This is a genomic window from Mycobacterium sp. TH-M25 (assembly GCF_057473665.1).
On the sequence record NZ_JBYCLA010000094.1, the window covers coordinates 1 to 12,723 of the forward strand.

The following is a 12,723-nucleotide window of genomic DNA, read 5'->3' on the forward strand; positions in this document are numbered from 1 at the left end:
GACAGGGCGGTCCAGACGGCGCGACCCAAACGCGCACACCCGGCAGGAACCCCCACCAAAATTACCAATTGTGCTCAGGCACCACGTTCACCCGCGCCAAAACAAAAGTGAGGATCGATGACCACCACCGAACAGGCTGGCGCAAGCCAGGTCGTACCAGGCGAGATGAGCGGGCGCCGCGCGTTTCTGAATCCCGCCTACGACATCGAGCGCGAGCCGCTGGAAACGCGGCGAACCTCGCAGTGGTACGCCAAGCCCTATCGACGTCGCATTTCCGAATACGAGTCGCTGTTGCTCTATGCACAGTCGGCGCCCGACTGGATTCCCGGCGCTCTCGGCACCGGCGGTTTCTGCAACAAGTTCTCCGGCGGCCGCGCGCCGTGGGAAAACTACACGACCGAGGCCAAGTCGTCGGACTGGTTCGTGTTCCGGGACCCTTCCGGTCGCGGGCAACCCACCTACGTGGCGCAGAAGGCCGAGGAGAACGCCGAAGCCGAACGCATGTTCGCGGCCTTCGCCGACCAGCGCATGTACCGTGACCTGGATCGGGAATGGACCTTCGACATCATCGCCCCCGCTCTCGGCGCGTTCGCGCACCACGAGTACGGCCTTTTCGGAGCTCTGGTGGGGGCGCCGGCCCGAGACGTGTTCACCGATGTGCTGCGGCAGGCGGTGATCACCGGGGCGATCGACCATCTCGACAACGCCGAAATGATCCAAGCCGAAAAGGTGTTCCTGTCCAAGAACGTCGACGGTTTCTCCGCCGATGTCGCGCCGGCCAGAGACTTCTGGCTTTCAGACCCGGCGTACCGGACGGCTCGCGGCGTCGTCGAGCAACTATGGGGCGACGTCTACGACCACATCGAGATTCTGTTCGCGATCTTCATGGTGCACGAACCTTTGTTCAGCCGGTTCGCCCGGCAGCAATTCTTCCACCGGTTGGCTCCCATGCACGGCGATCAGCTCACACCGGCGATCATGTGGCCGACAATCACGGCTGCCGAAATCGACGCCAAATGGGCCTTCGAACTCTTCCGTCACGCGCTGGGCCAGGATCCAAAGTTCGCCGACCACAATCGAGCTTTGATGCGGTTATGGGCACGGGAGTGGATGCCCAAGTCTGTGGCGGCGATGGCCGAATTTGCGCCGATGTTCTTCCGCACAAGCACCTTACGGTCTCACGTTTCGATAGAGGCGGTCAACGAGGCGGCGACGATTGTCATCGAGGACTGGGCGAGTCGCTACGCGTCGCTCTTTGGGTTCGAGGCCGACGTCGACCAGTTGGTGAAGACAGTCACCAGTTCACTTGCGGCCGCGAGGCATTGATCCTCAACCGAGCCCCGCAGTCGAATCCTGAAATGAAATACAAGCGACCATTCCTACGGAGTACACCATGACGTTAGATAATCCACCGACGACGGCCCCGGTTGGCGAGCAGAAGCGCGGGTTACAGACCATCACTACGGCCCAGCGCGTCGCGAAGGAGTTCAACCCACAGGCATTGCAAGACCGAATGTACGGCGCGGGAGCTGAAGCTCCTGTCGTCGAATCGCGCCGCGTGGTTTTGTGTCTGATGAAAAGCACGGAAATCGAAATCGTCGTCGATGAACTGAAAGAAGAGTACGCCGACGACGATTCGTTCATCATCGAGGACGCGGGAACCTTCTATCGCCTGGAAAACGACGAGGGCTTCGAAATCGATCTCGACATCATAGAGCCATTGATCGGACACCGTTACGACGTCTTCGATTTCATGGTAAACGTCACCACCACCATCGGACGTGCATACAACGACGGCAATAAATTCGTCATGACGACGAAATTGATGGGGTTGGAAGAAGAGCTTCCTCGGTTTCACCGCGATGAAGACGAAGATTCTCCCGATCTCAACCACATGCGGGGTGCCGGCGCCGAGAGGTGAGCCAGGCATTAAAGAGCCCCAGAGCTACCCACCGAAGCGGTCGGAGCAATTATGGACGGCATCGAGCGAATCATATATGAGGATGAGGAGTACACGGTGATCGTGGATGAGTCATTCCCATGCTGGGAGTGGTTCATCTACCGAGGATGTAACGCGGTGCAGAATGGCGTGTCGTTGACCGAGAGGTCGGCACGCGAAGCCGGTCTAAAGATTTTGGCCTACCTACAGGGACACTGATGATTTATCACGTGATTTATCACGGCGAGCTGGTGGACGTGCGATGACGTACCAGCTGAAGCTCTTCTTTGAAGACGATCACGAGGCTGTCATCGGCTGCGAGCCCGATGAAGATCTGATCTCGGCGGCGCTACGCCAGGGTCTCATCCTGATGAGCGAATGCCGTGAAGGCGTTTGCTCGACGTGTAAATGTTTTCTGGCCGACGGGGACGCGGAGATGCTCACGCACTCGGTGTATGCGTTGTCGCCGCGAGAAGCAGACGAAGGTTACGTGCTGGCATGCCGGCTTCGTCCGTCCTCGGACCTGGAGATCGAGTTCGACTACCCGTTCTCAATGGCCCACCAGTTCGAAGAGGTCGAACACCAGGGGATGCTCGACGAGGTTGCCATGGTCTCCGACACCGTCGCCCGGGTCACGATCCGTGTCCTGCCCCCCACGGTGAGTCGCAGCCTGAAAGGCCAGCACCCGTTTAGCTACACGCCCGGCCAATTCGCCCGGCTGAAGCTGGCAAACGGCGTCAGCCGCGACTACTCGATGGCCAACGTGAGCAACGACGACGGCCTGGCGGAGTTTTTCATCCGGATATATCCGGATGGCGAGTTCTCCTCCAACCTCTTCAAACACCCGATCGGGGAACACGTCGGAGTGATCGGGCCGCGGGGCAAGTTTGTTCTGCGCGACAACGATCGCACGCCCGTTTTCATCGCCGGCGGCACCGGGTTGGCGCCGGTGCTGGCCATGCTGCGCCAGCTTGCTGCGGACCGACCCGCCCACCCGGCGGTGTTGGTCTTCGGTAACACCAACGTCGGAGACGTATTCGGCGCAGAAGAACTCAAAGTGTTGACCGAGCAGATGCCTAACCTTCAGGTGGTGTCTGGTGTCGTCAACCCTGACGAATCGTGGACCGGCGAAATCGGTACCGCAACCGAGATTGCCCAAAAGTATCTTTCGGTGAACGACCGCTCTTCGTTCGAATATTACTACTGCGGTCCACCGAAGATGATCGACGCAACAACTCAAATGCTCGAAGCGGCGGGGGTGGCGCGCGATTTGTGCCACCACGAGGACTTCGTGCCCAGCAGAATGGAGGAAACCAATGGCTGACCAACCACGATCGGGACGGCGGCGCTCACGGGAACAAGAAACGGTCGGCGCCGAATTTCGGCTAGAGCCCTCGCCCTACGGCAACAGCGCCCTGCGGTCAGAATGGGCTGCACGCGCCGATGCGCTCGCCACGCTCGAGGAAGCGGTGGCGACCCTAATGAAGTGGCGCTCTGATCACTGGGGCCGCGAAGATCAGGACACCCTTTGGATCGAAGCGCGGCTGGAGGAACGGGTGGCCGTGTTGCGGCTGCAGTCGATGTCCGACGAAGACTTCCGTACTCGCACGCTGACGGGTGAATGCGCAAAACAAGTGTGCGCCGACGTCGCCGAACGCGCCGCGGCCGCTGGCGACGATTACCAGCAGCTCGAACGCATCAATGACGAATTCAGGTCCAAATACAAGCCGCCGATCATGCCGACCAATATGTTCTTGCCCACCGAGCGCGACCTGTCCGAAAAACTCATGACCTCGCGGACAACCGACTGGTACGGCCAATCACTCGAAGAGCTGCGCGCCGAACGCGGGGTCGTTGTGCACGCTGCGCCGTCAACGGATTGAGGCCGTCGCCCACTGCGCGACCGCCGTCGCAGTCTTCTGGCCATTCACCAGAGCTGCTCACCCGTAATCCCTTCACGATTGGAACGAACAAATGACCGAGACCCTCCAAACACCCGAAACCGCCCAAACACCCGGCAACACCATGCGCGCAGCCGTCGTCACCGAATTCGGGGCGCCGCTGCAGATTTCCGAACTCGAGCTACCCACACCAGGCTATCGCGAGGCGCTGGTCAAGCTGGAGACGTCCGGCGTGTGCCACACAGATCTACACGCCGCACACGGCGACTGGCCCGTTAAGCCGCAACCGCCGTTCGTGCCCGGCCACGAAGGATGCGGCACCGTCGTCGCACTCGGTGAAGGCGTCGACGACCTGAAGGTCGGCGACATGGTCGGCAACGCGTGGCTATGGACCGCCTGCGGACGCTGCGAATACTGCCGCACCGGCTGGGAAACCCTGTGCGAGAAGCAACGAAACGCCGGATATACCGTCAACGGAAGCTTCGGGACCTACATGCTGGTGAACGCGGACTTCGCGGCTCGCATCCCCGACGGCGCCGATCCTTTAGAGGTCGCCCCCATCCTGTGTGCTGGCGTAACCGTCTATAAGGGCCTGAAAGAAACCGAGGCGCGACCCGGCCAGTGGGTGGCCATCTCGGGTGTCGGCGGACTGGGGCACATCGCCGTGCAATATGCCCGCGCAATGGGTTTGCGCGTGCTGGCCGTCGACATCGACGATGCCAAGCTGGAGCTGGCGACCCGAATGGGCGCCGAGATCGCCTTAAACGCGCGCACCACCGACGTAGCTGCCGAAGCCCACAAGATCACCGGCGGGATGCACGGGGTGCTGGTCACCGCGGTGCACCCACAGGCGTTCGGCCAAGCCATCGGGTTGACGCGGCGGGGCGGCACCATCGTGTTCAACGGCCTACCGCCAGGCGAATTTCCGGCACCGATCTTCGACATCGTGCTCAATAGATTCACCATCCGCGGATCAATCGTCGGCACGCGCCAAGACATGGCCGAAGCCCTCGACTACTACGCCCGCGGCCTCATCAAGCCGGTGGTCACAGCGACAAAACTGGAAGACATCAACGACGTCTTCGAACGGATGGAACGCGGAGAAATCGAGGGCCGCATGGTCATCGACTATCGCAACGATTAACCGCCACGGGAGTCGCCCAGCGCGGGCGGATACCCCACAGCGGGAAACGAGTTGCCTAATCGACCGAGCAGGTCGGAAGAGAAAATGACGACCGGGTACAGCGACCAGTTCGGCGGGCGCGCTTGCTATTGCGATTGCTGTAGCCGGTGATGTCCGTGGGAAGCCCTTTGGCCGCATCGCAACATCATTCGTCAGGGTAGCCTGTCGAATCGCGCTTCTATCCAGGAGGACTTTTATGAGTAGGTCGTGTAATGGGATCGATGTCGACGCTCTCGAGCAGTTCGCCGAGACTGTCAGCCAGGATGTGACGAACGGGAATGTCCAATTCAGTGTGAAAACTCAATGGACGGGGCAGACCCGGTCAAGCACAACCGTTGAGTCGTATTCATTGGGCGGCAAGCGTCATCCGCGCAATTTCACCATAGAAGCCGATGAACCGATCGAACTCCTCGGCGGCAGTAGCGCGCCGAACCCACAAGAGTTAGTTATGGCGGGCCTCAACGCTTGCATGACGGTCGGATACGCCGCCGTGGCCGCGACCAAGGGAATCGCGATTCGATCGCTGGAAATCGAAACCAGCGGCGAATTGGACCTCCGCGGATTTCTGGGATTGGATGAAGCCGTCAACCCCGGATACGACGAAATCCACTACACCGTCCGCATCGACGCCGACGCGACGCCCGAGCAAATCCAAGAAATCCACGACGCCGTCGCACGGACATCGCCAAACTTCGCCAACTTCGCCAAAGCGATTCACATGATCCCCAAGGTCGAGATAGTCGGATCCTAGCTTTAGACCGTAGAAGCTAGTCTTGACCTTTGCCCAACGAAATCAAAGTGACATATAGATTTATCTTCCCTGTTCCATTCCAGAGCCGTGGGAGGTTAGGCTTGGACCAACTCCGACGCTGGGGTGCGGCAGTTAATTCGGTTTCGTTTCAGTTTTGGTCGTCATTGAATAATGATAGGGCTTCCTGCTGGGTCAAGCCGGCGACTGCGGAAGATCAATCAACTGCCTGCAGGACTCAACGGCCTGCCCTACACGATTATCTCCTTAACGCGGGCATGTACAGGCGAGGATTGCACTAATTCGGGAGGCTGCGGAAATGGCATCGAAGAAGGCTGGGTGTGTTTGGGATCAAATCGCAGAGCCCGGCACGGTCCCTGCACTGATTACGCAGCTGTGGCCATGTAGATTTCGGGCGGGCCAGGTGATTTTTGCTCAAGGCGATCCTGGGGAGCGGGTTTTCGCAATCAAATTCGGCATAGTCGTGGTCAGTATCCCTGGGGCCGCGGGCCGTGAGAACTTGTTGGCTACTTTCGGGCCCACAGATATCTTCGGGGAGCTGGCCGTTCTCGATCCAGCCCCCCGAACCTGCACTGCGAGGGCGATCACCGACGTCGAGGCGGTGTGGTTGGACCGCGCCACCGTGCGGGCGTGGATGGTAGAACAGCCGCATATCGCGGAACGATTGCTGCAGCTGCTGGCCCGACGACTGCAAGACACCGAGCACAAGCTAGTGGAAATGATTTGGCACGACGTGGCCGGCCGTGTTGCACAACAGCTTCTGTCATTGGCCCGGCTATTCGGCGAACAAGACGGCGATGTGGTGCGGGTCGAACATGGACTTACGCAGAATGACGTCTCCCAGCTCGTTGGCTCGTCTCGCGAAACGGTCAACAAGGTGCTTGCCGATTTCACCCAGCGCGGCTGGATCCTCACGGGACGAAAAAGCGTGCTGATCTTCGACAGTGCCGCACTGGCCCGCCGAGCTGGCGTCAACCCTTCACCTGCACAACTCGGCACCCTTCCCACGACTGACTGCCCCGGCGCGCCTATGCCCCGAAAACCAGTTATGGCCAACCACAATTCCCCTGCAAGAGAATTGCCCGACCCCACCCCAAACCAGCGCAGGCCATCGCGTACCGCGCCGACGAACCCGCGCCGAAACGCAGTGCGAATGAGTCGCGGACGTCTTACCGAACGATCGGCATGAACCACGGGAGCTGCGATGCTGGGCCCCTCCCATTGCGGTCATCAGCCCGCCACGCCAACCGATCCGGATAGCACAGCAACATCAGATCACGACCCACAGATAACACCGTTCCCCACGAACGAAACCGCGTCTAGCAACACCCCGAGGCACAGTCAGATACACCCCTCAATCGCCCACAAATCACAAAGTCGCCCACGGACGCATCGCCTCAAAAAGTCAACTTAATCCGACACACCACTCGCCCGTCAAACCCCGGTAGTCATCAACCCACATCGGCGGGGTCGACCTCGCGGTTGACAGGCGGCCGAACATGGGCTGGCATATTTTATGCGCTGGGACCAACAGAGCGTCGACGCCGATGACGGAGCGCTGCCGGGCCTGGAGCGGACCGGGTTCGTCCGCACGATCCGTGCACCACAATTCGACGGAATTGCTTTCCACGAGGTGCTGTGCAAGTCCGCCCTCAATAAGGTGCCCGACGGCTCGCTGCTTCCTTTCCGATACACCGTCAACGCGTACCGAGGCTGCTCGCACGCCTGCCGCTACTGTTTCGCGCGACCCACCCACGAATACCTCGATCTTGACGGCGGCGGCGACTTCGACACCCAGATCGTAGTGAAAACCAACGTCGTCGACGTGTTGCGCCGGGAGCTGCGCCGGAAATCGTGGCGCCACGAGCAGGTCGCGCTGGGCACCAACACCGATCCTTACCAGCGGGCCGAGGGACGCTATGCGTTGATGCCGGGCATCATCTCGGCGCTCGCGGACTCAGGAACGCCGTTGTCGATCTTGACCAAGGGCACGCTCCTGCGACGCGACGTACCGCTGATTGCCCAGGCCGCAGAGCGGGTGTCCGTGCGCGTGGGAATATCGCTCGCGATTCTTGACCCGGCGCTGCAAAACAGTGTCGAGCCCGGTACGCCGAGCCCGCAGGCGCGCCTGGAGCTGATCACCGCGGTCCGCGATGCCGGCCTGGACTGCGACGTGATGGTCGCGCCGATCTTGCCGCACCTGACTGACTCCGCCGAGCACCTCGACGCTTTGCTGCGCCAAATCGCGGCCGCCGGGGCAACCGCCGTAACGGTCCACGGCCTGCATCTGCGCGGATCGACTCGCGGCTGGTTCTTGTCGTGGCTGGCGAGAACGCACCCGCAACTTGTCAGACGGTATCGCGAGCTCTACGCCGGCGGAGCGTACCTGCCGCAGCATTACCAGGACGCACTGCTCCAGCGGGCGCGGCCCCTTATCGCGAAATACCGCCTGGCCTCTGGGCCACAGCTGCCAACGCCCGTCGCCGCCAACCAGGCCGCCCGAAACCAACCGACCCTGTTCTAGCGCCGGCCTAGCCGAGCTCGAAGGCACACGAGTTGTCGTACGCGATCACGGATGGTCGTACGTTGAGGCGGTGATTTTGGTCGACAGACAATGCGCGTCCTTCGATTTGCTGAGCTATTGACTACTAGGCGAGCCGGCGCTGTCATCAGTTCGTCGAGCACCTGCGCGGCCCGAGATGGCCACGAGGTGCAGACCGACGTTGACCTGTCAAGCGAGTTGCTCCAAGTCGAGGCCTATAGACAACGGACGGCGCGTTGCCCTGCTGTGGCTAGGGCAACCTCCGTTCCTCGCCTGATGACACAAGGTCTTCCATATTTCCTATGATGAAACGGGAGCGCCACACGCCCGTGTTGCATGTTCGCATAAGGGGGAGCCGCTAATGGTAACCACGTTCACCGATTCGAAGTCCGAATTGATGCGTCGCGCTCAGGAACGTCTCGCCGCCGAGACCGACCGAGCCGCCGACTCGCCGTTGACTACCCGGCAGAAGCTGGCGCTGACTTGCCGCGCGTTGTTCGACGCTGGGCATGATTCCGGGCTGGCCGGGCAGATCACCGCCCGCGCCGAAAAGGCCGGGACCTACTACACCCAACGGCTCGGTCTCGGGTTCGACGAGATCACCGAAGACAACCTGCTGCTGGTCGACGAGGATCTCAACGTGCTCGACGGGAAAGGAATGGCCAACCCCGCCAATCGTTTTCACAGCTGGATCTACCGCGGCCGACCCGATGTTCAGTGCATTGTGCACACTCACGCCTTCCACGTGGCCGCGCTGTCGATGCTGGAGGTTCCGCTGATCGTTTCCCACATGGACACCACGCCGCTCTACGATGACTGCGCATTCCTCGCGAAGTGGCCGGGTGTGCCTGTCGGTAACGAGGAGGGGGAGATCATCACCGCCGCGCTCGGCGACAAGAAAGCGGTCCTGCTGGCGCATCACGGTCAGGTGGTGACCGGTTCCAGCATCGAGGAGGCGTGCTCATTGGGGATCCTGATTGAGCGCGCGGCGAAACTCCAACTGGCCGCCATGGCCTCCGGCACCGTTAAGGAACTGCCCGAGCAGCTGGCCCGAGAGGCCCACGATTGGACGCTAAGACCCGAGCGCAGCAAAGCCAATTTCGCCTATTACGCCCGGCGCGCGCTCGCCCGCCACCCCGACGTCCTGACGACCTAAAACCCGTTAGCCGCCAACCGATCGGAGGAGCCCTTGGTGCACGAACCCAAGATCCACGGCATCATCGCCTACCCGGTGACACCGTTCGCTGGCGAGGGCGTCGACACCAAACGGCTGACCGCGCTGATCGATCGGCTCGTTTCCTCTGGGGTCCACGCGATTGCCCCGCTCGGCAGCACCGGCGAATTGGCCTACCTCGATGAGCCTGAGTTCGACGACGTGGTCGATACCAGCATCGGCACCGTCGCCGGGCGGGTGCCTGTGGTCGTGGGCGTCTCAGATGTGACTACTGCCAAGACGATCCGGCGCGCCAAGTACGCGCAGCAGGCGGGCGCCCAAGCCGTCATGATCCTGCCGGTCTCCTACTGGAAGCTCACCGAGCGTGAGATCTTTCAGCACTACCAGAGAATCGGCGACGCCATCGAAATCCCCATCATGGCCTACAACAATCCGGCCACCAGCGGCGTGGACATGCGCCCCGAACTATTGGTCCACATGTTCGAGACCATCGACAACGTCGCCATGGTGAAGGAATCCACCGGCGACTTGTCCCGGATGCAGCGCATCGCCGAACTCGGCAACGGCCGACTGCCCTTCTATAACGGTAGTAATCCGCTGGTGCTCGACGCGCTGCGGACCGGCGCGTCGGGATGGTGCACTGCCGCACCGAATTTGCGGCCCCAGCCATGCATCGACCTGTACGAGGCGGTGCGCGCGCGCGACCTGGATAAGGCTCAAATCCTTTATGACGATCTCAGACCCCTACTGGAGTTCATCGTCGCCGGCGGCCTGGCCACCACCGTGAAGGCCGGACTCGACCTGCTTGGTTTCCCGGTCGGCGATCCTCGTGCGCCACTGCTGCCGCTCGACGAGCAAGCACGCGCCGAGCTACGAGGCTTGCTCGCTCTAGCCTAAAGCGTGCCGAACAACTGGTGCGAGTGTTCGGCACTGCCCTTCTTCCGGGCGGCACCGCAATTGTCCTCCAACCCGACTTCACGCCCCCGAAGGGCAACGGCGAGGACCCCGCCAAGCGATGCCAAATATCAACGACTTCGGATTGCGCCCAGCGAGGAGTGAGAAGCGCGCCGCACCAAGCGGCGCAACGAACCGACGTTCTGGTAGCCGACGGCCGCTGCGACCGAACTCGCCGTCCGGTTGGAATTCTGCAGTAACAAAGTTGCCTGGTCCAGCCGGATCTGCTGAACGAATTTAAGCGGCGACATACCGAGCACCCGCATCGTCGCGCGCTGCAAAGTTCGCTCACTGACGCCGAGGCTTCGGGCCACGGCGCCAACTCTGACGGGTTCGCCTAAGTGGTCTCGGATCCATCGCTCGAAAGCGGCGATCGTCGGGTCTGCTTCGGCGAGCAGCGCGGGCATCGCGCACGTGAACTGCGATTGGCGCTCCCCCGCCATCAAATAGCGACCGACGAAATCGGACAGAGCGGGGCTGCGCCGATGCACGATCGAAACGGCCAGGTCGATGTGGGCGAATGCGGCACCGGCGGTAGTAATCGTTCGGTCGGCCACAACGGTACGTTGGATGTCGAGGCGGACCGCCGGATATCGCTGCCGAAACGCCGGCCCCAGCCACCAGCTCGTAGTGGCGGTGCACCCGTCGAGGATTCCGGACTCGGCCAGCAAGAAGGTGCTCGTGCACGCCGCCGCGACGTGGACCCCGGCCGTGTGCGTCTCGCGCACCCAGCCGAGCAGCGGATGCTTGATGACCGCGGTGGCAAGGTGGTCGGGAGATTTCACGGACAGCGCTGGAATAACGACAAGCTCGGGGTGCGCCGTCAACGCCGCCAACGGGACGGTCTCAACCAGCAATCCCTGTCCGGTTCGGGCCTCGGCGGTCAGTCCGACGACGGTCACCTCGAAAGCTGACGGAGCCGCCGCTAGGTTCTCGCGCATCGAGTTCGCCGTCGCGAGCACATCGAGCACCACGCTGAGTCCCGAGTCGAACACACCGTCGAGTGCCACCACCGCGACCCGCATGTCGGGAATGGTATCAAACGCGTCGGATTCGCCACTCCACGCGAACGAGCGCGCCACATATATTGGCCGAGGACCGTCGAGAGAAAGGACAAAAGTAAACGTGACCGTGACCCGTGGAATCCTTGCGCTGTTGGAGGCCAAGCCCGATAAGGGCGACGAACTCCACGCATTTCTGGTGTCCGGCCGCGCGATTGCGGCTCAGGAGGAGCAAACGATCACCTGGTATGCGTTCAAACTGAGCGACACCACGTTTGGGATCTTCGACACGTTCGCCGACGAGGAAGGCCGGCAAGCGCACCTCAACGGTCAAATCCCGGTGGAACTCGGCAAGGTAGCGGACGACCTGTTGGCGAAGGCGCCTGACATCCGGCCAGTGGACGTCGTCGCAATCAAATAGCGGCGCACGCGAGCATAAGCCGCTGCGGACGGCATGCCACGCACCCGTTCAACGTCGACGACTCTCAGGCCAGCGCCGCCGCAGCGCTGAAAGCGCTTGCCGGGAGCGGATTGCGACGCCGGCTTGTACCAACCTACCGACCCGTGCGGCGCACACCAGGGCGGCAGACACCACGACCGCGCCCGACCCGGCCATGGCGCGGATCGTTCCGGTCTCCAGGCCTGTGCCTGATTCCTCTTTGAACCGGGATATCAGCAGCAGGTTGTAGTCGGATGCCACAGCCAAGAGCTCTTTGACTCGGCCATTCCCTTGTCGACCAGCGCGCCCAGGACGTGCCACGTCGGCTCATCCAGATGACCGGCGGCCACACCGGTGTGCTCACCGGCGCTACAGGATCTGGAAAGGCCGTCGCGGTGCACTCTCTGGTTTTCGCTTTGTGTGACCGGCACTTTCAACAAACGATGATCGCCGGGTGAATGCCCCGCAGATCCTAGAGGCTCCGACAGAATTGGGGCGATTCAGGCTGACATTGCAAATATCGGGTGGAGTTGCGGGTAATGGCCGACTACCCCGGTCTTTGTCCCCCGGGCTTCGGACATAGCAGCGGCACGCAGCTGTTGAGCCCGGTCATGGGTCCGCGATTAGTCGAATCCGGCTAGTGCGATTCTTAGGGCTTGTTCGAGTTGAATGTGAAGTGATGGGCTCGTTTTGGCGTCCGCGTTCAGCCAGCGCTGCAGGATGAATTGCGCGGTGGCCAACCCCGTGTGGACTAGCAGCGAAGGGCGGATGTCGGTTCCCGCGTCGACGCCCATCCGTGTAGCGACGAGTTCGATGGCCGG

11 protein-coding genes and 3 pseudogenes are annotated in these 12,723 nt (G+C 61.7%); 11 read left to right on the top strand and 3 right to left on the bottom strand.

The window, feature by feature from the left end; genetic code table 11:
* Positions 1-117: 117 nt before the first annotated feature.
* From AC2VOU_RS03365 to AC2VOU_RS03410, 10 genes and pseudogenes are all read left to right on the top strand, one after another.
* Positions 118-1,326, top strand: coding sequence for a ferritin family protein (locus AC2VOU_RS03365; protein WP_486956080.1), 1,209 nt, complete (start codon positions 118-120; stop codon positions 1,324-1,326).
* A 67-nt stretch (positions 1,327-1,393) separates the two neighbouring features.
* Positions 1,394-1,921: an MmoB/DmpM family protein gene (locus tag AC2VOU_RS03370; RefSeq protein WP_486956081.1), complete on the top strand. Its 528-nt coding sequence runs from the start codon at positions 1,394-1,396 to the stop codon at positions 1,919-1,921.
* A 280-nt stretch (positions 1,922-2,201) separates the two neighbouring features.
* On the top strand, positions 2,202-3,263 hold the full coding sequence (locus AC2VOU_RS03375) for a 2Fe-2S iron-sulfur cluster-binding protein (protein WP_486956082.1): 1,062 nt from the start codon (positions 2,202-2,204) through the stop codon (positions 3,261-3,263).
* Positions 3,256-3,822, top strand: a complete 567-nt coding sequence (locus AC2VOU_RS03380; RefSeq protein ID WP_486956083.1) for a methane monooxygenase — start codon at positions 3,256-3,258, stop codon at positions 3,820-3,822. The genes AC2VOU_RS03375 and AC2VOU_RS03380 overlap by 8 nt, the downstream gene beginning before the upstream one ends.
* 91 nt (positions 3,823-3,913) lie before the next feature.
* The gene (gene adhP, locus AC2VOU_RS03385) at positions 3,914-4,984 is read left to right on the top strand and encodes an alcohol dehydrogenase AdhP (protein ID WP_486956084.1); all 1,071 of its coding nucleotides are present in this window, start codon (positions 3,914-3,916) and stop codon (positions 4,982-4,984) included.
* A 235-nt stretch (positions 4,985-5,219) separates the two neighbouring features.
* A complete protein-coding gene (locus tag AC2VOU_RS03390; RefSeq protein WP_486956085.1) occupies positions 5,220-5,774 on the top strand; it encodes an OsmC family protein in 555 nt (184 codons plus the stop codon).
* A 316-nt stretch (positions 5,775-6,090) separates the two neighbouring features.
* A pseudogene (locus AC2VOU_RS03395) lies at positions 6,091-6,759 on the top strand (Crp/Fnr family transcriptional regulator); the annotation flags it as partial.
* 549 nt (positions 6,760-7,308) lie between these two features.
* Complete coding sequence (locus AC2VOU_RS03400) at positions 7,309-8,316, top strand: Rv2578c family radical SAM protein (RefSeq protein WP_486956086.1); 1,008 nt, start codon at positions 7,309-7,311, stop codon at positions 8,314-8,316.
* A 379-nt stretch (positions 8,317-8,695) separates the two neighbouring features.
* Positions 8,696-9,490 carry an aldolase gene (locus AC2VOU_RS03405; protein WP_486956087.1) on the top strand — a complete coding sequence of 265 codons (795 nt, stop codon included), beginning with the start codon at positions 8,696-8,698 and terminating at the stop codon, positions 9,488-9,490.
* A 36-nt stretch (positions 9,491-9,526) separates the two neighbouring features.
* Positions 9,527-10,405 carry a dihydrodipicolinate synthase family protein gene (locus tag AC2VOU_RS03410; RefSeq protein ID WP_486956088.1) on the top strand — a complete coding sequence of 293 codons (879 nt, stop codon included), beginning with the start codon at positions 9,527-9,529 and terminating at the stop codon, positions 10,403-10,405.
* Between the two features lie 128 nt (positions 10,406-10,533).
* Here AC2VOU_RS03410 and AC2VOU_RS03415 read toward each other — a convergent pair whose 3' ends face one another.
* A complete protein-coding gene (locus AC2VOU_RS03415) occupies positions 10,534-11,487 on the bottom strand; it encodes a GlxA family transcriptional regulator (RefSeq protein ID WP_486956089.1) in 954 nt (317 codons plus the stop codon).
* 100 nt (positions 11,488-11,587) lie between these two features.
* Here AC2VOU_RS03415 and AC2VOU_RS03420 point away from each other — a divergent pair, with 100 nt between their 5' ends.
* Positions 11,588-11,884, top strand: a complete 297-nt coding sequence (locus AC2VOU_RS03420; RefSeq protein WP_486956090.1) for a putative quinol monooxygenase — start codon at positions 11,588-11,590, stop codon at positions 11,882-11,884.
* Positions 11,885-11,932: 48 nt separating this feature from the next.
* Here AC2VOU_RS03420 and AC2VOU_RS03425 read toward each other — a convergent pair.
* Together AC2VOU_RS03425 and AC2VOU_RS03430 are read right to left on the bottom strand one after the other, a co-directional pair.
* Positions 11,933-12,172 (bottom strand): annotated as a pseudogene (locus AC2VOU_RS03425) (MMPL family transporter); the annotation flags it as partial.
* Positions 12,173-12,525: 353 nt separating this feature from the next.
* Positions 12,526-12,723: pseudogene (locus AC2VOU_RS03430) on the bottom strand (TetR family transcriptional regulator); the annotation flags it as partial.

Bases quoted from the DNA above. Each gene is read 5' to 3' on its own strand.
- AC2VOU_RS03365 (WP_486956080.1), top strand. From the start codon at position 118: ATGACCACCACCGAACAGGCTGGCGCAAGCCAGGTCGTACCAGGCGAG.
- AC2VOU_RS03370 (WP_486956081.1), top strand. From the start codon at position 1,394: ATGACGTTAGATAATCCACCGACGACGGCCCCGGTTGGCGAGCAGAAG.
- AC2VOU_RS03375 (WP_486956082.1), top strand. From the start codon at position 2,202: ATGACGTACCAGCTGAAGCTCTTCTTTGAAGACGATCACGAGGCTGTC.
- AC2VOU_RS03380 (WP_486956083.1), top strand. From the start codon at position 3,256: ATGGCTGACCAACCACGATCGGGACGGCGGCGCTCACGGGAACAAGAA.
- adhP (WP_486956084.1), top strand. From the start codon at position 3,914: ATGACCGAGACCCTCCAAACACCCGAAACCGCCCAAACACCCGGCAAC.
- AC2VOU_RS03390 (WP_486956085.1), top strand. From the start codon at position 5,220: ATGAGTAGGTCGTGTAATGGGATCGATGTCGACGCTCTCGAGCAGTTC.
- AC2VOU_RS03400 (WP_486956086.1), top strand. From the start codon at position 7,309: ATGCGCTGGGACCAACAGAGCGTCGACGCCGATGACGGAGCGCTGCCG.
- AC2VOU_RS03405 (WP_486956087.1), top strand. From the start codon at position 8,696: ATGGTAACCACGTTCACCGATTCGAAGTCCGAATTGATGCGTCGCGCT.
- AC2VOU_RS03415 (WP_486956089.1), bottom strand. From the start codon at position 11,487: ATGCGGGTCGCGGTGGTGGCACTCGACGGTGTGTTCGACTCGGGACTC.